At 64.1% G+C, this 18643-nt stretch carries 19 protein-coding genes and 1 tRNA gene; 10 read left to right on the forward strand and 10 right to left on the reverse strand.

The annotated features are described in order from the left end of the window. Positions 1–37: 37 nt before the first annotated feature. From OPU69_RS13660 to OPU69_RS13670, 3 genes are all read left to right on the forward strand, one after another. Positions 38–913, forward strand: coding sequence for a F0F1 ATP synthase subunit gamma (locus OPU69_RS13660; protein ID WP_498511775.1), 876 nt, complete (start codon positions 38–40; stop codon positions 911–913). A 24-nt stretch (positions 914–937) separates the two neighbouring features. Further along, on the forward strand, positions 938–2380 hold the full coding sequence (gene atpD / locus OPU69_RS13665) for a F0F1 ATP synthase subunit beta (protein ID WP_060978878.1): 1443 nt from the start codon (positions 938–940) through the stop codon (positions 2378–2380). 147 nt (positions 2381–2527) lie between these two features. Next, the gene (locus tag OPU69_RS13670) at positions 2528–2785 is read left to right on the forward strand and encodes an ATP synthase F1 subunit epsilon (RefSeq protein ID WP_498511777.1); all 258 of its coding nucleotides are present in this window, start codon (positions 2528–2530) and stop codon (positions 2783–2785) included. Between the two features lie 127 nt (positions 2786–2912). On the opposite strand, the gene OPU69_RS13675 is transcribed toward OPU69_RS13670, so the two are convergent. Together OPU69_RS13675 and OPU69_RS13680 are read right to left on the reverse strand one after the other, a co-directional pair. Then, a complete protein-coding gene (locus OPU69_RS13675; protein ID WP_498511779.1) occupies positions 2913–3359 on the reverse strand; it encodes a DUF6265 family protein in 447 nt (148 codons plus the stop codon). A 12-nt stretch (positions 3360–3371) separates the two neighbouring features. Then, positions 3372–4289, reverse strand: a complete 918-nt coding sequence (locus OPU69_RS13680; protein WP_498511781.1) for a DMT family transporter — start codon at positions 4287–4289, stop codon at positions 3372–3374. A 208-nt stretch (positions 4290–4497) separates the two neighbouring features. Here OPU69_RS13680 and OPU69_RS13685 point away from each other — a divergent pair, with 208 nt between their 5' ends. Beyond that, positions 4498–6051, forward strand: coding sequence for a TadA family conjugal transfer-associated ATPase (locus OPU69_RS13685; protein WP_060978876.1), 1554 nt, complete (start codon positions 4498–4500; stop codon positions 6049–6051). Here OPU69_RS13685 and OPU69_RS13690 read toward each other — a convergent pair whose 3' ends face one another. Beyond that, a complete protein-coding gene (locus OPU69_RS13690) occupies positions 6052–6243 on the reverse strand; it encodes a hypothetical protein (protein ID WP_155645976.1) in 192 nt (63 codons plus the stop codon). A 144-nt stretch (positions 6244–6387) separates the two neighbouring features. On the opposite strand from OPU69_RS13690, the gene OPU69_RS13695 reads away from it, so the two are divergent. Then, positions 6388–7923, forward strand: coding sequence for a flavin monoamine oxidase family protein (locus OPU69_RS13695; RefSeq protein ID WP_498511784.1), 1536 nt, complete (start codon positions 6388–6390; stop codon positions 7921–7923). Between the two features lie 2 nt (positions 7924–7925). Here OPU69_RS13695 and OPU69_RS13700 read toward each other — a convergent pair whose 3' ends face one another. Beyond that, positions 7926–8714 carry a lipase family alpha/beta hydrolase gene (locus tag OPU69_RS13700; protein WP_060978874.1) on the reverse strand — a complete coding sequence of 263 codons (789 nt, stop codon included), beginning with the start codon at positions 8712–8714 and terminating at the stop codon, positions 7926–7928. Positions 8715–8769: 55 nt separating this feature from the next. Then, positions 8770–10257 (reverse strand): WS/DGAT/MGAT family O-acyltransferase, encoded by a 1488-nt coding sequence (locus OPU69_RS13705; protein ID WP_498511786.1) that lies wholly within the window; start codon positions 10255–10257, stop codon positions 8770–8772. Positions 10258–10611: 354 nt separating this feature from the next. Between OPU69_RS13705 and OPU69_RS13710 the strand changes: the two genes are divergently transcribed. Then, positions 10612–11511, forward strand: a complete 900-nt coding sequence (locus tag OPU69_RS13710; RefSeq protein WP_498511788.1) for a hydrogen peroxide-inducible genes activator — start codon at positions 10612–10614, stop codon at positions 11509–11511. A gap of 9 nt (positions 11512–11520) precedes the next feature. On the opposite strand, the gene OPU69_RS13715 is transcribed toward OPU69_RS13710, so the two are convergent. Both OPU69_RS13715 and OPU69_RS13720 read right to left on the reverse strand, forming a co-directional pair. After that, positions 11521–11913 carry an addiction module antidote protein gene (locus OPU69_RS13715; RefSeq protein WP_498511790.1) on the reverse strand — a complete coding sequence of 131 codons (393 nt, stop codon included), beginning with the start codon at positions 11911–11913 and terminating at the stop codon, positions 11521–11523. Between the two features lie 287 nt (positions 11914–12200). Continuing rightward, entirely contained in the window at positions 12201–13100 is a 900-nt protein-coding gene (locus OPU69_RS13720) for an N-formylglutamate amidohydrolase (protein WP_081096848.1), read from the reverse strand. A gap of 198 nt (positions 13101–13298) precedes the next feature. Here OPU69_RS13720 and cpdR point away from each other — a divergent pair, with 198 nt between their 5' ends. From cpdR to OPU69_RS13740, 4 genes are all read left to right on the forward strand, one after another. Then, a complete protein-coding gene (cpdR, locus tag OPU69_RS13725; protein WP_060978870.1) occupies positions 13299–13676 on the forward strand; it encodes a cell cycle two-component system response regulator CpdR in 378 nt (125 codons plus the stop codon). Between the two features lie 107 nt (positions 13677–13783). Next, a tRNA-Val gene (locus OPU69_RS13730) sits at positions 13784–13858 on the forward strand. A gap of 98 nt (positions 13859–13956) precedes the next feature. Then, entirely contained in the window at positions 13957–14730 is a 774-nt protein-coding gene (locus OPU69_RS13735; RefSeq protein WP_498511793.1) for a thioesterase family protein, read from the forward strand. 36 nt (positions 14731–14766) lie between these two features. Continuing rightward, the gene (locus OPU69_RS13740; protein ID WP_498511795.1) at positions 14767–15744 is read left to right on the forward strand and encodes an NAD(P)H-dependent flavin oxidoreductase; all 978 of its coding nucleotides are present in this window, start codon (positions 14767–14769) and stop codon (positions 15742–15744) included. Positions 15745–15794: 50 nt separating this feature from the next. Here the strand turns inward: OPU69_RS13740 and OPU69_RS13745 are convergent, their stop codons facing one another. The 3 genes from OPU69_RS13745 to ftsH form a co-directional block, all read right to left on the reverse strand. Then, positions 15795–16172 carry a hypothetical protein gene (locus tag OPU69_RS13745; RefSeq protein ID WP_498511797.1) on the reverse strand — a complete coding sequence of 126 codons (378 nt, stop codon included), beginning with the start codon at positions 16170–16172 and terminating at the stop codon, positions 15795–15797. A gap of 62 nt (positions 16173–16234) precedes the next feature. Further along, positions 16235–16615: a hypothetical protein gene (locus OPU69_RS13750; RefSeq protein ID WP_498511799.1), complete on the reverse strand. Its 381-nt coding sequence runs from the start codon at positions 16613–16615 to the stop codon at positions 16235–16237. A 54-nt stretch (positions 16616–16669) separates the two neighbouring features. Then, positions 16670–18625, reverse strand: a complete 1956-nt coding sequence (gene ftsH / locus OPU69_RS13755; protein WP_066284436.1) for an ATP-dependent zinc metalloprotease FtsH — start codon at positions 18623–18625, stop codon at positions 16670–16672. Between the last annotated feature and the right edge of the window lie 18 nt (positions 18626–18643).

Below are 18643 nucleotides of genomic sequence, written 5' to 3' on the forward strand. Positions count from 1 at the left end.
CTCCCCCCTGAAGGGGAGAGGGAGTGGAAGGACAAGAATGGCCAGTCTGAAAGAACTCAAGGGCCGGATCGCCTCGGTCAAGTCGACCCAGAAGATCACCAAGGCCAAGCAGATGGTGGCATCCGCCAAGCTGCGCAAGGCGCAGGCCGCGGCCGAAGCTGCGCGCCCGTATTCCGAGCGGCTTGAGCGCGTGATGGCCTCGCTGGCATCGAAGATCTCGATCAGCGATTCGAGCCCGAAGCTGCTGGCCGGCACCGGCAAGGATCAGGTGCATCTGCTGATCGTGACCTCGTCGGATCGCGGTCTGTGCGGTGCGTTCAACTCTAATATTGTCAAGGCCGCCAAGCTGAAGGCGCGCGAGCTGGAAGCAGCGGGCAAGACCGTGCTGTTCTATCTCGTCGGTCGCAAGGGCCGCGGGATGATCATCCGCGACTATCCCAAGCAGATCGTCCGCTATTTCGACACCACCAACCTGAAGAACCAAGGCTTTGCCGAAGCGCAGGCGATTTCGGCCGAACTGATCGCAATGTATGAAAAGGGCGAGTTCGACGTCGCCCATCTGTTCTACAGCAAGTTCCGTTCGGCGCTGCTGCAGGAGCCTGTCGGCCGTCAGATCATCCCCGTCGCCATTCCGGCGGGTGATGCTGTCGCCAGCGAAGCGGCTGTGGAATACGAGCCGGATGAGGAGGAAATCCTCGCCGAGCTGCTGCCGCGCAACGTCACGACGCAGATCTTCGGCGCGCTGCTCGAGAATGCCGCGTCGGAACAGGGTGCCTCGATGACCGCGATGGATAACGCGACGCGCAACGCGGGCGACCTCATCAACCGGCTCACCATCGAATATAACCGCAGCCGCCAGGCCGCGATCACCACCGAACTCGTTGAAATCATCTCGGGCGCCGAAGCCCTCTAACCGTCCGAAAGCAGGAAACAGCTCATGGCAACCACCAACAATATCGGCAAGATCAGCCAGGTTATCGGCGCGGTCGTCGACGTGACCTTTGACGGCGAAATCCCCGCCATTCTGAACGCGCTGGAAACCGAGAACAACGGCCAGCGTCTGGTGCTCGAAGTCGCCCAGCACCTGGGTGAAAACACCGTGCGCTGCATCGCCATGGACGGCACCGACGGCCTGGTTCGCGGCCAGAACGTCACCGATACCGGCGCGCAGATCCGCATGCCCGTGGGTCCCGAAACGCTCGGCCGCATCATGAACGTGGTCGGCGAGCCGATCGACGAGCGCGGTCCGATCAACGCGAAGGCCTCGGCCCCCATCCACGCCAAGGCTCCCGAATTCGTCGACCAGTCGACCGAATCGGAAATTCTGGTCACCGGCATCAAGGTCATCGACCTGCTCGCCCCCTATGCCAAGGGCGGCAAGATCGGCCTGTTCGGCGGTGCCGGCGTGGGCAAGACCGTGCTCATCCAGGAACTGATCAACAACATCGCCAAGGGCCATGGTGGTACCTCGGTGTTCGCCGGCGTGGGTGAGCGTACCCGCGAGGGCAACGACCTCTATCACGAATTCCTCGACGCCGGCGTTATCGCCAAGGACGCCGATGGCAACGCGATCAGCGAAGGTTCGAAGGTGGCGCTGGTCTATGGCCAGATGAACGAGCCCCCGGGTGCCCGCGCCCGCGTCGCGCTGTCGGGTCTGACCATCGCGGAATATTTCCGCGACCAGGAAGGCCAGGACGTGCTGTTCTTCGTCGACAACATCTTCCGCTTCACCCAGGCGGGTTCGGAAGTGTCGGCGCTGCTCGGCCGTATTCCTTCGGCCGTGGGCTATCAGCCGACCCTGTCGACCGACATGGGCGCGCTGCAGGAGCGCATCACTTCGACCAACAAGGGTTCGATCACCTCGGTGCAGGCGATCTACGTGCCCGCGGACGACTTGACCGACCCGGCGCCCGCCACCTCGTTCGCGCACCTTGACGCGACGACCGTGCTCAACCGCGCGATCTCGGAACTCGGCATCTATCCGGCGGTGGACCCGCTCGATTCGACCAGCCGCGTTCTCGAGCCCCGCGTCGTCGGCGTCGAGCATTACGAAACCGCCCGTGCGGTCCAGTCGACGCTGCAGAAGTACAAGTCGCTGCAGGACATCATCGCCATTCTGGGGATGGACGAGCTTTCGGAAGAGGACAAGCTCACCGTCGCCCGCGCGCGCAAGATCCAGAAGTTCCTGTCGCAGCCCTTCCACGTAGCCGAAGTGTTCACCGGCATCCCCGGCAAGTTCGTCTCGCTGGAAGACACCGTGAAGAGCTTCAAGGCCGTGGTCGATGGCGAATATGACCATCTGCCCGAAGCAGCCTTCTACATGGTCGGCGGCATCGACGAGGCCATCGAAAAGGCCAAGACGCTGGCAGAAGCGGCTTAATCTGCAAATGCTCTCTCCCCTTCAGGGGAGAGATACGGAGGCTTGCGAGCTTGCTCGCTAGCCGAAGTTGAGAGGGGCGGCACCCTTGCGCACCTCCCCTTTCCCAACCCTCTCCCCTCAAGGGGAGAGGGCTTAAAGGAAGTTGAAATGGCACTGCATTTTGAACTCGTCACCCCCGAAAAGCTGGTCCGCTCCGAAGCGGTCCACATGGTCGTCGTGCCCGGCGCTGAGGGCGAGTTCGGCGTGCTCGAAGGCCATGCGCCGCTGATGTCGACGGTCCGCGACGGCCTGGTCTCGATCTACAAGAGCGATGGCGCGCAGCCCGAGACGATCGCGATCGAGGGCGGCTTTGCCGAGGTCAACGAGAAGGGTCTGACGATCCTGGCCGAGCGCGTCTCGGGCTGATTTTAGACGTTCAAACACAAAGCTTTACCGTCACCCCCGCGAAGGCGGGGGGTCCCGCTTCTGACGCGACGTTGAAGAAAGAGCGGGATTCCCGCTGGCGCGGGAATGACGAAGTCCGTGCCCGTCGCTACTTGATCCGCTTGTACCGCCAAGCCTGCGGTTTGCTGCCATCGCGCATGCTTGCCTCGGCCATCAGCATGTCGCCTTGCATCCAGTAGCGGATGCGTTGCGGATATTCGTGGTTGGCGTTGACGAACACGATCTCCGCCGGGCCACCCTTGACCGCGCGAAACGCTGCTGCCGGGTTGCCGAACGGCGCGCCGTAGAACATCAGGTCGCCATTCTCGTTGCGCGCGATGCGCATGAATTCATAGGTGATGACCTCGCCGCCACGTCCGCCGCGACCGGTACCGAGCATCGTCTCGGCGCGACAGCCGGTCCAGTTCTCCTCGGTCCAGCGTCCGTCCGCCTCTTCTGACACCCAGCGGCCCTCGATCCAGCAGGGCAGCGGCGGCGGAGCAGGCAGGCTTGCCATCTGCATCGCCAGCCCGATGATCCAACCCGTCAGCGCCATGATCGCCCTTCCCTATCTGCGTCCGTCGCGCAGCAGATAGATTCCGCTCGCGATGATCACCCCGGTACCGGCCAGTGCGACGAGATCGGGATAGTCGCGATAGAAGACCACGCCGATCGCGATGGCAACGATGATCTGGACATAGACCATCGGCGCCACGGTCGCCGCCGAGCTGCGCGCGGTGGCAAGATACACGAACATGTGGCTGAAGCTGGCCGATACGGCCACGGTGGCACAGACGATCACGACATACCAGCTCGGCCAGCCGATCTGCAGCGAGGGCACGCCCGACAGATGCCCCAGCACGGCGTAGAGGATAAGCAGCGGCGCGGCGACGGCGGCGACCAGAAATTGCATCAGCAGCACACTGCCCGATCCGGCAGCGCGCGCATTGCTCATCATCAGCCCGCTCATCCCGAACGCGGCGGCAAGCGGCAGCAGCGCCGCAGGGCCCAGATCGGCAAAGCTGGGCCTGAGCACGATCATCACGCCGACAAAGGCGATCAGCGTCGCCACCCACCTCCCCGGGCTCAAGCGTTCCTTGTAGAGGATCGAGGAGATCACCGCTGTGAGCAGCGGCGCCATGAACTGGATCGAGGTCGCAGTGGCGAGCGGCATCAGGAAGATGCTGGAGAAAAAGGTGACCGTCGCCCCGGCAAGAAAGAAGCCCCGCGCCAGCTGCACCTTGGGTCGCGGAAAACGGAAACCTTGCGGCCCCTCCCGGATCAGCAGCACCAGTCCCAGCCCGATCGCACCCAGCGTGAAGCGCAGTGCCGCCACCGCCATGCCCGGCCATTGGCCTGCGGTCGACTTGATCAGCCCATCGCCGCAGGAAAGCAGTGCAAAGCCGAGCAGCGCAAACAGCATTCCCGCGCCGCGATGGCGGCTTGCAGCATCGCTCTTCTCGGCGTTCGTCGTATTTTCGGCCAAGTCGTCGCGCCTACTGGTGGGTTGTTAACTTTTGCCCGGCTTAATGCCCAATATTGGCACGGATGCAAGCACCAACGGGGCAGTCGCCCCAAGGCAAGGGTCCGACAGCGTCGCCTGTTAGGACATTGTCAAAGTTTCCGGGCTATTCACCATGAGATATCAGGCGGCTTCCGGCTGCCACCGACACAATCCGGGAAAATCGGTCACCATGAGCGCTTTTGGCAGAAAGAATGGGATTGGACAGATGGGGCCCGGCGCACGGCCGAGCTTTGGCGTCGCCCGCCCGATGAAGGGGGGTGCCCCCACCCCGCCGCCCGAAGCGCGGCTGGGCCTGTCGCTCGACATGGGTGGCGATCAGTTCCCCGACCTCGATAGCGTCGATCTGCCCGGTCTCGACATGATCGACATGACGCCGGAGAGCGCCGCACTGAACGACGCGATGACGCGCCTTTCGGATCGCGCCAACTCGGTCGCGGACACCGGCCCCAAGGTCGAAGGGTTCGAAGCGTCGGTCCACAAGATCAAGGAACAGGTGCTGCCGCGCCTGCTCGAACGCGTCGACCCGGAAGCTGCTGCCACGCTGACCAAGGACGAGCTGGCCGAGGAATTCCGCCCGATCATCCTCGAGGTGCTCGCCGAGCTCAAGCTCACCCTCAACCGGCGTGAGCAGTTCGCGCTGGAAAAGGTGCTGATCGACGAGTTGCTCGGCTTCGGGCCGCTCGAGGAACTGCTCAACGATCCCGAGATCACCGACATCATGGTGAACGGCCCCGAGCAGACCTATATCGAAAAGAAGGGCAAGCTGCAGATCGCGCCGATCCAGTTCCGCGACGAGGAACATCTGCTGCAGATCGCGCAGCGGATCGTCAACCAGGTCGGTCGCCGCATCGACCAGACGACGCCGCTCGCTGACGCCCGCCTCAAGGACGGCAGCCGCGTCAACGTCATCATCCCGCCCTTGTCGCTCCGCGGCACCGCGATCTCCATTCGTAAGTTCTCCGAAAAGCCGATCACGCTCGACAATCTGAAGGATTGGGGCGCGATGTCGGAAAAGATGGCGACCGCGCTCAAGATTGCGGGTGCCTGCCGTTTCAACATCGTCATCTCAGGCGGTACCGGTTCGGGTAAAACCACCATGCTCAACGCGCTGTCGAAGATGATCGATCCGGGCGAGCGCGTGCTGACCATCGAGGACGCGGCCGAACTGCGCTTGCAGCAGCCGCATTGGCTGCCGCTGGAAACGCGCCCGCCGAACCTCGAGGGCAAGGGCGCGATCAGCATCGGCGATCTCGTCAAGAACGCGCTGCGTATGCGCCCCGACCGGATAATCCTGGGCGAAATTCGTGGCGCGGAGTGCTTCGACCTGCTCGCCGCGATGAACACCGGTCACGACGGATCGATGTGTACGCTCCACGCCAACAGCCCGCGCGAGGCGCTCGGCCGTATGGAGAACATGATCCTGATGGGCGACATCAAGATTCCCAAGGAAGCCATCAGCCGCCAGATCGCCGAGTCGGTCGACATCATCGTCCAGGTCAAGCGTCTGCGCGACGGTTCCCGCCGCGTGACCAACGTTACCGAGGTGATCGGCATGGAGGGCGAGGTCATCGTCACCCAGGAACTGTTCAAGTTCGAATATCTGGACGAAGGCAGCGACGGCAAGATCATCGGCGAATATCGCTCGACGGGTCTGCGCCCCTATACGCTGGAAAAGGCGCGCCAGTTTGGCTTCGAACAGGCGTTTCTCGAGGCCTGTCTCTAATCAGAGACCCTTCAGCGCAAGGGCGGCCGAAATGATTGCGCCGGTGATCGCCAGCATCGAGATGCTGGTCCACGGCATGAAGCCAACTTGGTCGAAATTAGTGCGCCGCATGCGCCGCGCGTCTGCAAGTGCGGCGGTGCCGGCGAGTGCCGACATGGCAAGGGCCAGCTGAGCCCAGAGACTGTGAAACATGCGCGCTCCCTTTTGGTGCGCGTCATTTGGGGTGCGCCGCACCAATGTCCAGCCCGATTTGCCCAATCTGCCATTAATCTTGACGCTACGCGGCGTTGGGATCACCCTCACCTTCCGTAGCGTCTGCAGGGGGAGGCACGGCATATGCGCGGAACGGGTTTTGTCTGGGGACTGCTGGCCAAGGCCGCGCCCGATACCATCCATAAATCCGGGCCGGGGCTGGACCGACGGCAGGTGCTCGCCGGTATTGCCGCAATGGGCCTGGCCCCTTCCCTGGTCGAACCTGCAGAAGCCAGGATCAGCAAGCGCAGCCGCATCGCGATCATCGGAGCGGGGCTCGCCGGATTGGTCGCGCTCGATCGGCTGGTCGCCGCCGGTTTCGATGCGACCATCTACGAGGCGCGCGGGCGTGTCGGCGGACGCGTCCTGACCTCAAGCGGACTGCCCGAACCGGGACTCTATGTCGAGGACGGCGCGCATCTGGTGAACACCAACCATGCCGATATCCTGGCGCTGGCCAAGCGCTTCGACATCGGTCTGATCGATCGCGGCGCGATGGTGACGCACGAGGTGTTCGTGGTCGATGGCAAGGCGGTGACCGAGGCCGATCTAATCGCCGAATTCCGCCCGCTGGCCACGCGCATCGCTGCAGACGCCGCGCTGGTGGACGAGGATTTCGACACCCATGGCGCGCGGTTCGACACGATGTCGGTGCGGCAGTATCTCGATGCCGCCGGGGCCGCGGCAAGCCCCCGCGCACGGGCGCTGATCGAGGCGACGATCCGCACCGAATTCGGATCGGAGCCGGACGAGGTCTCGGCGCTCGAGCTGTTCTTCAACCTTCCCGCGATCGATACCGACCGTGTAGCCCTCATTTCGGGCAGCGACGAGCGCTACAGCCTCGCGGGCGGCTCCTCGACCATCCCGCGCGCGCTGGCTGCGCCGCTGATGGAACGGATAAGGACCGGCCATGCCCTGCTCAGCGTTCGGCGCGAGGGCACGGCGGTGGAGCTGCGCTTTGCCAATGGCGCGGTGATCATCGCAGACCGCGTCATCGTCACCGTGCCCGCGCAGGTGCTGCGCAGCATCGATTTCGGCGACACGCTCCCCGCCCCCTGGCTGGCGCTGACGCGCGAGCTGAGCTGCGGGCGCAACGAGAAGATCAACGCCGGCTATGCCACGCGCCCATGGGAGCCGGTCACCGGGGCGGGCGGTGCAGCCTGGGCCGCACGTACCGGCGGCGATCCGGGGCTGTTCAGCGAATTCTGGGGCGCGAGCGCGGGGCAGGATGAAGTCCCGGCGGGCGTACTCACCTGGTTCTTCGGCGGCAACCAGACCTCAGGCCTGGCCGACCTCTCGCCGGAAGCCATGGTCCGCGTTTGCGAACGCGAGATCGCGCCCGCCGTGCCCGGCCTATCCGCGCGAAGCGTCCGCCGCACCGCGTGGGCGATGGACCCGTTCGCGCAAGGTGCCTATTCGCGCTTCCTGCCGGGCCAACTCACCCGTTTTGCCCGGCATTTCTGGGTGGAGGAAGAAGACGGCACGGTCACCCCGCCCCTGCCCTCCGGCCCGATCCTGTTTGCAGGCGAGCATCTTTCCGATGCGCACACTGGCTATATGAACGGCGCGGCGCAGACCGGGCGGCTGGCGGCGGAACAGCTGATCGGAGTGAGGCGCTAAGCTCAGTCCGCCTTGACTGACCCGAACAGCAGCCCGCGCCAGCCCGAGCGGTCGAAAGGCTGCCAGGCGTCCTCGGCCTGCGCCAGACGGTCGGCGATCGCGTACATCACCATCGGATTGACGCCGAGGCCGCAATGGCTGGCGAGCACCTTGATATTGTCGGTCTGCGGGCCGGGCTTCTGCACCGATCCGCGCCAGGCGACGATGCCGTCGGTCTTGCTGAGGATCGAGGTGGTCGGCACCGGCGGCGCTTCGTCGAGATTGCGGAAGCGACCGGCCTGCAGAGGCTCGGGCTCGGGACCATTCAGCCGCTCGAACAGGCGGCGCGCGTTGGTATGGCCGCGATCGTTCGAGATCGGACTGCCGAGCGAGATCACCTGTCGCACCTTGTCCGGCGCGTTCTTGGCGATCTCGCGCGCGAACACGCCGCCCAGGCTCCAGCCGATGATGGAGACCTTGCGGCCCGAGCTCGCATGGATGCGATCGAGCAGATCGTTCATCTGCGCCTCGCGCGCATTGTCGATCCGGATATTGCGGCCCATGTCCCAGCCATGCGCGTCATAGCCAAGGCTCTTCAGCAGATCGCGCATCGGCTTGGTCGACCGGTCGCTCGCGAGAAAGCCCGGAAGCACCAGCACGCTGTGCCCATCACCCCGCGGCAGCATCGCAAGCGGGCCGCGCAAGGCATAGAATGCGCCGAGTTCGACCAGGGCACGCCCCTCGCTGAGGGTCCAGAAAAGGTGCGGCGGCCTCGCGGCACTCGGATTGGCAGAAGCAGCGGTAGCGGTCATGAAGTCTCCGATCTGTCACACAATATGGAGCTGCGCTCCGCAAATGCCAGCGCAATCACGCTGACGCGGCTGCCTTGCTCTTCCCCTTGCGCTTCGCCGCAGGCTTCTCGGCCGCTTCGGACCCACCCGATGCCAAAGCCGCCATGAGCTCTTCGAACGAGGCCTGCAGGCATTGGGAGTAGAATTCGGGATCGGGCATCGCCTTGCGGCACGCGGTGAAGCCGATCGTCGCCTGGTCGACATAGCTCTGAACGACATGGCCGAGTGCGAGGCCATCAGTCAGACACAAGAGCCCGTGCATGCTGATCATCTTTGCGCCGGTTGAATAGATCGGCACCGGCGGGCCGGGCACGTTGGTGACGACCGTGCTGAACGGCGGCTTGACGTAATTGGCGAGGCCCAGCCGGGTGTAGAGCTGCGCCCCCAGTGCCATGAACAGCGCCGGCGAGACTTTGCTCATCTCGGTCATCTGCCGCGCGCCAAGCGCATCGGTCATCGCCTTGGACTGGATCGTCTGCTCATGCACATAGGCAAGCCGAGCGACCGGATCGGCGATATGGCTGCCCAGCGGCACGACCATCGCCGACACCTGGTTGCCCATGGTGTTCTTTTCCTTCTCCGCGCGCACGGAGATTGGCGCCATGGCGGTCAGGCTCGCCTCGGGCAGTTCGTCATGCGCCTTGAGATAGCGCTGCAGGCCGCCGCCGATGATCGCGAGGAACACGTCATTGATCTTGCAGCCGGGCGACAGCGCTCGCAGCGCCTTGACGTCAGCCAGCGTGAACGTGCGTCCCTCGACCACGCGATTGGACGAGACGGGGACGTTGAAGCGCGTGCGCGGTGCGGAGATCGCCGGATTGAGGCTGAACTCGCTGGTCACCAGCCCCTTGGCGGCGCGGTACAGCCCCGGCGCCGCCTTGGCGATCACCCCGGTCTGCCGCCAGGGGTTGAGCCAGGCCCGCGCATAACCCTTGAGGAACAGCCCCAGCGGATCGGGCACGCGATCGGGTCGCCATGCCCTGGAGGCCGGCGGCGGCGGATCGCCGGGGCGCAGCGTGTGCAGCGCATCCATCAGATCGATCCCCGACATGCCGTCGATCGCGGCATGGTGCACTTTGGTGATCATCGCGAAGCTGCCCTTGGGCACGCCCTCGATATTGTCGAGCCCCTCGACCACGCAGAACTCCCAGGGCGGGCGCGTGAGATCGAGCGGGCGCGAGAAGATGCGCGCCGCCTGGATGCACAGCTGCCGCCAGTCGCCCGGCTTGGGCAGCGCGACATGGCGCACATGATATTCGAGATCGAAATCCGGGTCCTCGATCCAATAGGGATAATCGAGATTGAGCGGGACCTTGACCAGCCGTTGCCGCATCGTCTGCGACAGGTGCATGCGCGATTCAAAAAAGGCCAGGATATCCTTGAACCGGACGAACCCGCCGGGTGCTGTCGACGGATCGTAGATCAGGATCGATCCGATATGCATCGGCGCGTTGCGCTGCTCCAGCGCGACGAACGATGCGTCCATGCCCTGCAATTGCCGCATGACGTCCCCTCCCAAGGATGGCACGCCGGCTGTACCGGTCGCGCGATTGGGTAGAGGCTAACAGATTGCGGAGGGAGGACAAGCACCCCGAGGCCCGGCCTGCACCGGCGAGATAGGCGGGTGGCGCATCGGAGGCTAAGCTGCGACCTCGGCGGACCGATGCACCACCCTATCCGCAGCTTTGGGGTGTCCGTTCAAGCTGCGGCATCTTTCAAGCAGTTGGGTTGGAGCGGTTCGGGGAGGGGTTTGCTCCGCTGCTTGTTGTGCATGGTATATGGCACAACGTATCATTGTTTCCATTTGAAAGGACGACGATGATTCGATAGACATTCTCTATCGAACAGGGGGTCGCACATGCCTAGTCTTCGCCAATTGCAATATCTGGTCGCGCTGGACGACCACCGCCATTTCGGACGGGCGGCCTTTGCGGTCCATGTTTCGCAGCCGACGCTCAGCCAGCAGCTGCGCACGCTGGAGGCGCGGCTGGGTGCATCGCTGATCGACCGCAGCGGCCAGGACGTCCAGCTTACCCCATTGGGGCGCGACATAGCGGCACGCGCGCGCGGCATCCTTGTCCAGGTACGCGACCTTTCCGACCTCGCGCGGCGCGCAGGCAAGGGCATCGGCGGCACCTTGCGCTTCGGCGTGACCCCGACGCTTGGCCCCTATCTGATGCCCGCAATCGTGGCCGGGCTGCACCGCGAACAGCCCGACCTGCGCCTGCACATCCGCGAAGGCATTCCCGACGATCAGGTCCGGCAGGTGATGCGCGGCGAGCTCGACATGATGCTGTGTCCGATGCCGGTCGATGCGACGGGAATCGTGGTCGAGCCGCTGTTCAGCGAACGGATGTTCGTCATCGCGCCGCCCGATCACCGGTTGGCCGGGCAGAAGAATATCCCGGCGGAGGCACTCAAAGGCGAAGGCTTTCTGACGCTTGACCGGCGTCACCATTTCCACCGGCAGACGCGCAACATCTGCGAGCAGGTCGGCGCACACATCCTCCACGACTACGAAGGCACCAGCCTCGACAGCATCCGCCAGATGGTGGGCTCGGGCATCGGCCTGGCACTGCTGCCGGAACGCTATATGGCCGCCGAAACTCAGGCGGCGGAAGTCGTGGCAACGCTCGACATTGCCGGATGGAATGCACGCCGCTCGATCGCAGCCCTGTGGCGCACCGGCGCGGCATTCAGCGACGGTTTCCATGCCATCGCCGAATTCATCCGCAGCTATGTCAATGAGACCGGCTGACCAGGCACCTCACGCGTCCGCAGCGACCATCCTGCCCATCTGCCACATCAGGTTGTAGATGAGGTTGCGTGCATCCTCGCCGAGCATCTCGCGCGTCTGCCGGTCGAAGGCAGCGCGATTGCCGCGCGCGGCGCTGCGCACCATCGCGACAAACATTGTCTCATCGGGCGAGAGCCGTGCGCAGCACGGGCGAGAAACGCAGAACGGTTCTGGCCAGGCCTGGCCCATCGCCTCGACAACCAGCGACAGCTGGTTGGACAGCGCGGTACTGCCCAGCCTTGCCGCGACGTGCGACGCGGGGTCGGTGCCGGACTTGTGCGCGAACACCGCAATTCTGAGCGCCACGACCAGCCTTGCCTCGACCAGCGTTGCAGATCCCAGTTCGGCTGGTCGATCCAGCATGTCTTGCCACCAAAAGCCCATGACCACTCCTTCGCTTTGCCGTCGCCGCGCTTCATCGCAGCGACTGGCTCAGGTTATTGCGACTCGCTCGCATTAGCAAGAATATTCGCATGGGCAGAAATTTTACCGTTCCAGCCATTGAAGTCGGCCAGCGATTGTCCTAGATTATGGGTGTCGGGATGCTTCCCCCCCTTTCGCATTCCGACAGGTGCACTAGTGCACCTCCTCCCTGAACCTTGGCCGCCTCGTGATCCGTCACGAGGCGGTTTTTTCATGAATTCAGCAGGTTATTCGGCGGCGATGGCGAGGTCGGGACCGCGATCGCTGCGCAGCAAATCCTGCGCCAGGGTGCCGACGAGATGCGCCAGCGCAGCGCTGACCCGGGCAAGACCCAGCCCTGGCTGCTTGAGATCCGCTGCAAGATAGAGGGTGCGGTCGATCTCGACCTGCAGCGCATGGATTCCCCTTGCAGGACGTCCGTGCCGATCGAGCACATAGCCGCCGGCATAGGGATGGTTGAGCGCGACCTCGAATCCCGACCGCGCCATGGTCCTCAGCGCCAGATCGCACAGAGCCCCGTCGGCCGATCGCCCGAACCGGTCACCAAGCACGATCTGCGGCGGTCTGGCCGGGCCTTCGGGCCGCAGCGGCGGCATGGAGTGAAGGTCGATCAGCAGCGCACAGCCGAATCGCGCCTTGAGGCTCGCCAGCGCCTGGCCGAGCGTGCGGTGATAGGGATCATGCAGCTGCGCGATCCGCCCGGCGATCGCCGATTGCGCAAAGGGCCGGCGCCAGAGTTCCCCATGGTCGGCCAGACGGCGCGGCACCAGCCCCAGGCCGCCGCGCACCTTGGCGCTAGGCTGGGCAAAGGCAGTACGTGGTGCGTCCGCGACCATCTGCGGATCGATTTCGCTCGGCGCGCGATTGAGGTCGATCCAGGCGCGCGCGGCATGCGCGACCAGGGTAGGACATCCCAGCTTCACAAGATCGGGCAGCAGCATGTCGGCATGCCGATCTTCGAGTCGCTCCAGGATCTCGGGTGCGACGCGCGAATTCTGCAGAATTTCGTCGGGATAGTCGCGCCCGGCATGCGGAACCGCGACCAGAACCGGCAGCCGCGCGCTTTCCACCCCTTCCAGGCTGAAATGGCGCGATGGCATCGCGGCTTGGCTGGGCGCGTCGTCCATGGCGCAAGGGCATGCGCCAAAGCGTCGGCCAAGTCAAAGGCGCAGGCCATGCAACGGCCGCTGCCAGCCTGCGTTTACTTCCGCTCCAGTCGCTGTCCTGCTTCGGGGCATCGTGCAAACAAGGTATCCGGTTGGCTGGAAAATCTTAACTGCCTGCGGCATACAAGGTCCGGACAGCTTCCATGGAGGACAGTGGCGATGTTGCGGATTTTGCTGGCGGAAGACGATGCAGCCATGCGGACCTATCTGCAGCGTGCACTGGAAAAGGCCGATTATGAGGTCGTCTCGGTAGATCGTGGCACGGCGGCACTGCCGCTGCTGCAGGACGAGCATTTCGATCTGCTGCTGACCGATATCGTGATGCCCGAAATGGATGGGATCGAACTGGCCCAGCATTGCGGACGCATTTCACCCAACACCAAGGTCATGTTCATCACCGGATTCGCGGCGGTCACGCTCAAGGCCGAGCAGGCCGCGCCGAGCGCGCGGGTGCTCTCCAAGCCCTTCCACCTCAAGGATCTCGTGCTCGAGGTCGACCGCGTCTTCTCGCGCGGTACCTTCGCGCAGAGTCTGTGAGGCAATAATCGGCGAGCGGCATCATTTACCGCTTGCACGAGTGCCAAGCTCTTTGTAATGGACCGCCCTTGCCGCGGCGCACAGCACCGGCAGCAAGGCTAAAGCGTGGGCGTATAGCTCAGTGGTAGAGCACTGTGTTGACATCGCAGGGGTCGGAAGTTCAATCCTTCCTACGCCCACCAGCCTTCCCCTCCCCTGATATCCAGCGATCCGTAACGGCAGCCGCAACGCGGCAAATTTCCGGTGGATTCGGGCGGAATTCTCTGGTCTTAATCGCGCGATGAATCTCGCTCAGACCCTCGCTTCGTTTGTCCGCGCCGACAATGGCTGGACCGTTTCCGTCGCTCCGTGCTGGATGCAGGGCCGCACCTGCTATGGTGGCCTGTCCTCCGCGCTGGCGCATCATGCCGCGCGGCTGACCGTGCCCGATGCACCGCCGCTGCGCTCTGCCCAGGTTGCGTTCGTCGGCCCGCTGGCGGGCGAACTGACGATCTCGACCGACCTCTTGCGCCGCGGGCGCAACACCGCCTTTGTCGAAGTGAAGATCCGCAGTGCCGAGGGCCTCGGCTTTATCGGCACCTTCATCTTCATGAGCAAGCGCGAGAGCAAGATCGAGTTCGAAGGCGTCCACCGTCCGGACGTCGCGCTGCCGCCAGCAGAAGGCACGACGCGAAGCGGCCCGCCCGAATTCTTCACGTCGCAGATGGAATATCCCGAAAAGCGGCTCGAGCTCGGCATGAACACGCCGCGCCTCGCCAACTGGCACCGTTTTGCCGAGCGCGACGGGCTCGATCCGATGACCGAGTTGCTCGCCATCGGGGATGGACTGCCGCCCTCGGCCATGGGGCTGATGGATGTTGCGGGGCCGGTGAGCAGCATGAACTGGCAGGTCAACCTGCTCACCGACGCGCCCGAGACCGAGAATGGCTGGTGGCTGCTCGAATCGGTCACACACCACGCGCACCATGGCGCGGCAAGCCAGTACATGACGGTATGGAACAGCAGGCTCGAACCGGTGATGACCGCGATGCAATCGGTCGCCCTGTTCGTCTGATCTGCCCCGAATCACAAAGATAAAGGAGAGAGCCTCATGAAGACCCGCATCACCGAGCTGTTCGGTATCGAGCATCCGATCATCCAGGGCGGCATGCACTATGTCGGCTTTGCCGAACTGGCCGCAGCGGTGTCGAACGCGGGCGGGCTCGGCATCATCACCGGGCTTACGCAGAAGACTCCGCAAGATCTCGATGCCGAGATCAAGAAGTGCAAGGCGATGACCGACAAGCCGTTCGGCGTGAACCTGACCTTCCTGCCCGTGCTCACCGCGCCCGATTATCCCGGTTATGTGCGCGTCATCATCGAGAACGGCGTCAAGGCGGTGGAGACCGCGGGCAACAATCCGCAATCGGTGCTGCCGTATCTCAAGGATGCGGGCGTCAAGGTGATCCACAAATGCACCAGCGTGCGCCATGCGCTCAAGGCCCAGGCGATCGGCTGCGATGCGGTCTCGGTCGACGGGTTCGAATGCGGCGGGCATGCGGGTGAGGACGATGTTCCCAACATGATCCTGCTGCCCCGCGCCGCCGACGAGCTCGACATTCCGTTCGTCGCCTCGGGCGGCCAGGCCGATGCACGTTCGCTGGTCGCATCGCTCGCCATGGGCGCCGATGGCATCAACATGGGCACGCGCTTCATCGCCACCAAGGAAGCGCCGGTGCACGAGAATGTGAAGCAGGCGATCGTGGCCGCATCCGAGCTCGACACCCGGCTGGTGATGCGCCCGCTGCGCAATACCGAGCGCGTACTGACCAACGAGGCGGTGGAACAGCTGCTGGTGATCGAGCGCGAAAAGGGCAAGGACCTGCAGTTCACCGACATCATCGAGCAGGTCGCGGGCGTCTACCCCCGGATCATGATGGAAGGCGATATGGATGCAGGCGCATGGAGCTGCGGCATGGTCGCCGGGCTTATCCACGACATTCCGACCTGCAAGGAGCTGATCGACCGGATTATGGCCGAGGCGGAGCAGATCATTCGCGGGCGGCTCGAAGGCTTTCTCGCCGCCTGAACTTCATCGCCCTCCGCGCCGCAAAGCCGGGGGGCGATTGCCGCCTCGCATCACTTGCAGGGAAATTTCTTCTTCATCAGGTCATACACTGCGACCCGAAACGGCTTTTTCTGCGCCGACGGCGGAAGGCTGCTGAGATAGACGCGCAGTTCCTCGCCGGTCATCTTGGGGCGATCATTGGCCGGTGGGCAGCTGTGCATCTTGCCGCCTGCCTTTTTCTGCCGGGTAATGTCGGCCACATACAGCTCGCGTACCCGGTCCGACTCTGCCCGCAAAGCGCGCACGTCGCTTGAGAGCAGGGCAGCCGGGCCCATGCTTTCGGCCTTTTTCATTCCCGCCAGAAACTCGCCCACGGTCATTTCCGATGCCGCTCCGGTCGACAGCATTACCACCGCTGCAAGAATGCCCGCCTGAACGCCCCGCTTCATGCCCATGCTCCCTCCATGATCTCGCAGCCTGTCTATCATTGCCTGATGAATGGCCAATGACCTCATTTCTGCGCCGCAGCGCAAGGATAACGCAAGGTCATGACCAGCGCAAAGGCGGTGGTGACGGGCATGTCGCGATTGGCGTCCGGGAAAGCCTGAAAATCACCGATCAGATCGGGAATGGTCAGCTGTGCCTGGCCAGGCGGTGGAGGGCAACTGGGCGCCGCTTCCCCCCGGCTGGCGCTTTCGGCCAGCGCGGCGCGATAGGCCTTGGCGGCGTCGTGCACGGCCTGCCGTACCTCGTCCGCTTCGGGAGTCGCTACCCCGTCTGCTCCTTTCGCCATCAGGGCCTCTGCCGCAACAAGGAACTCACGCACGGTCTCGATCGACGGAGTGGCCGGATGCAATGACGGCGCTGGTGCCTGAAGCGCCAGCGCCGTCATCAGAGTTGTAGCAATACCCACGCTGTCGGCCTTGCCCGACCCGCTCGGGGTCGATCAGGCGCCCTGCGGCTTGGGATCGTGGAACGGCCCCTTGCGCTTGCCGGCGCGCGGGATCACCGCGCCAATGCCGGGAGCAACATCGGGCTTGACCTTGCTGCCATCGGGCCGGTCGAGCTTGCCGCTGTCGAGCAGTTCCTTGATCTCGTCACCGCTCAGCGTCTCGTATTCGAGCAGCGCCTGCGCCAGCGTATGGAGCTGGTCGACATGGTCGCTCAGCACCTGCTTGGCGCGGTCATAGCCCTGATCGACGACCTTGCGGATTTCCGCATCGATCTTGCGCGCGGTCTCGTCCGACATCATCAGCCGCTGGCTCTGGCCATAGCCGAGATAGCCTTCCGACTGTTCTTCGTACTGCAGCGGGCCAAGCTCGTCCGACATGCCCCATTTGGTGACCATGTCGCGCGCCAGCTTGGTCGCGTACTGGATGTCGCCGCTCGCGCCCGAGGACACCTTGTCATAGCCGAAGATCACTTCCTCGGCGACGCGGCCACCCATGGAGACGGCGAGGTTGGCGTACATCTTGTCGCGGTGATAGCTGTACACGTCGCGCTCGGGCAGACGCATCACCATACCCAGCGCGCGGCCGCGCGGAATGATCGTCGCCTTGTGGATCGGGTCCGATGCAGGCTCGTGCACTGCCACGATGGCGTGGCCGGCCTCGTGATAGGCGGTCATGCGCTTCTCATCCTCGGTCATCACCATGGACTTGCGCTCGGCGCCCATCATGACCTTGTCCTTGGCGGCCTCGAACTCGCTCATCGCGACGAGACGCTTGCCCCGGCGCGCGGCGAGCAGAGCGGCCTCGTTAACCAGGTTGGCAAGGTCCGCGCCCGAGAAACCGGGGGTGCCGCGGGCGATGACGCGCGCGTTGACATCGGGCGCCAGCGGCACCTTCTTCATGTGCACCTGCAGGATCTTCTCGCGGCCCTCGATATCGGGCACCGGCACCACGACCTGGCGGTCGAAACGGCCCGGGCGCAGCAATGCGGGGTCGAGCACATCGGGGCGGTTGGTCGCCGCGATGATGATGATGCCCTCATTGGCCTCGAAACCGTCCATCTCGACCAGCAATTGGTTGAGCGTCTGCTCGCGCTCGTCATTCGAATTGCCGAGGCCCGAACCGCGATGACGGCCGACGGCGTCGATCTCGTCGATGAACACGATACACGGCGCGTTCTTCTTGGCCTGTTCGAACATGTCACGCACGCGGCTCGCGCCGACGCCGACGAACATTTCGACAAAGTCCGAGCCCGAGATGGTGAAGAAAGGAACGCCTGCCTCACCCGCGATCGCGCGTGCGAGCAGCGTCTTGCCGGTACCGGGCGAGCCGACCAGCAGCGCACCCTTGGGAATCTGTCCGCCGAGCCGCGCGAACTTGCTGGGATCGCGCAGGAACTCGACGATTTCCTGCAACTCCTCGCGCGCTTCGTCGATACCGGCGACATCGGCAAAGGTCACCTTGCCGGCCTTTTCGGTCAGCAGCTTGGCCTTGGACTTGCCAAAGCCCATCGCACCGCTCGCCCCGCCGCCCTTCTGCACCTGGCGCAGGACGAAAAACGCTATGGCGATGATCAGGATGAAGGGAAGCGACTGGAACAGGATCGCGACCAGCAGGCTGGGCTGTTCGATCGCCTTGCCGCTATAGTCGACGCCCTTTTCCTCGAGCAGCGGGATCAGCGTCGGGTCGTTCTCGACGCGAACTGCAGAGAAAGCCTCGTCATTGACATAGGTGCCGGTCACCCGATCGGACGAGATCACGACATTCTTGACCTGGCCATCCGCCACGCGGTCGCGGAAGGTCGAATAGCTGATCGAACTGCCGCGATCGGCCGACCCGCGCGTATCGATGAGCGACACGACCACGAGCAGGCCGATGATGACCCCTGCCCAGATGAGCATGTTCTTCATCCAGCCGTTCTGGTTCGAACCGGGATCCTGATCGTCGTTCATCTCAAAGCCTTTGCAGCC

This window comes from Blastomonas sp. 34TW, assembly GCF_059803595.1.

Coding starts and splice junctions, on each gene's coding strand:
- OPU69_RS13675 (WP_498511779.1), bottom strand. CDS start 3,359: ATGGCGCTGACGGGTTGGATCATCGGGCTGGCGATGCAGATGGCAAGC.
- OPU69_RS13745 (WP_498511797.1), bottom strand. CDS start 16,172: ATGAAGCGGGGCGTTCAGGCGGGCATTCTTGCAGCGGTGGTAATGCTG.
- OPU69_RS13735 (WP_498511793.1), top strand. CDS start 13,957: ATGAATCTCGCTCAGACCCTCGCTTCGTTTGTCCGCGCCGACAATGGC.
- OPU69_RS13690 (WP_155645976.1), bottom strand. CDS start 6,243: ATGTTTCACAGTCTCTGGGCTCAGCTGGCCCTTGCCATGTCGGCACTC.
- OPU69_RS13695 (WP_498511784.1), top strand. CDS start 6,388: ATGCGCGGAACGGGTTTTGTCTGGGGACTGCTGGCCAAGGCCGCGCCC.
- OPU69_RS13740 (WP_498511795.1), top strand. CDS start 14,767: ATGAAGACCCGCATCACCGAGCTGTTCGGTATCGAGCATCCGATCATC.
- OPU69_RS13720 (WP_081096848.1), bottom strand. CDS start 13,100: ATGGACGACGCGCCCAGCCAAGCCGCGATGCCATCGCGCCATTTCAGC.
- cpdR (WP_060978870.1), top strand. CDS start 13,299: ATGTTGCGGATTTTGCTGGCGGAAGACGATGCAGCCATGCGGACCTAT.
- ftsH (WP_066284436.1), bottom strand. CDS start 18,625: ATGAACGACGATCAGGATCCCGGTTCGAACCAGAACGGCTGGATGAAG.
- OPU69_RS13660 (WP_498511775.1), top strand. CDS start 38: ATGGCCAGTCTGAAAGAACTCAAGGGCCGGATCGCCTCGGTCAAGTCG.
- OPU69_RS13750 (WP_498511799.1), bottom strand. CDS start 16,615: ATGACGGCGCTGGCGCTTCAGGCACCAGCGCCGTCATTGCATCCGGCC.
- OPU69_RS13710 (WP_498511788.1), top strand. CDS start 10,612: ATGCCTAGTCTTCGCCAATTGCAATATCTGGTCGCGCTGGACGACCAC.
- OPU69_RS13670 (WP_498511777.1), top strand. CDS start 2,528: ATGGCACTGCATTTTGAACTCGTCACCCCCGAAAAGCTGGTCCGCTCC.
- OPU69_RS13705 (WP_498511786.1), bottom strand. CDS start 10,257: ATGCGGCAATTGCAGGGCATGGACGCATCGTTCGTCGCGCTGGAGCAG.
- OPU69_RS13700 (WP_060978874.1), bottom strand. CDS start 8,714: ATGACCGCTACCGCTGCTTCTGCCAATCCGAGTGCCGCGAGGCCGCCG.
- OPU69_RS13715 (WP_498511790.1), bottom strand. CDS start 11,913: ATGCTGGATCGACCAGCCGAACTGGGATCTGCAACGCTGGTCGAGGCA.
- atpD (WP_060978878.1), top strand. CDS start 938: ATGGCAACCACCAACAATATCGGCAAGATCAGCCAGGTTATCGGCGCG.
- OPU69_RS13685 (WP_060978876.1), top strand. CDS start 4,498: ATGAGCGCTTTTGGCAGAAAGAATGGGATTGGACAGATGGGGCCCGGC.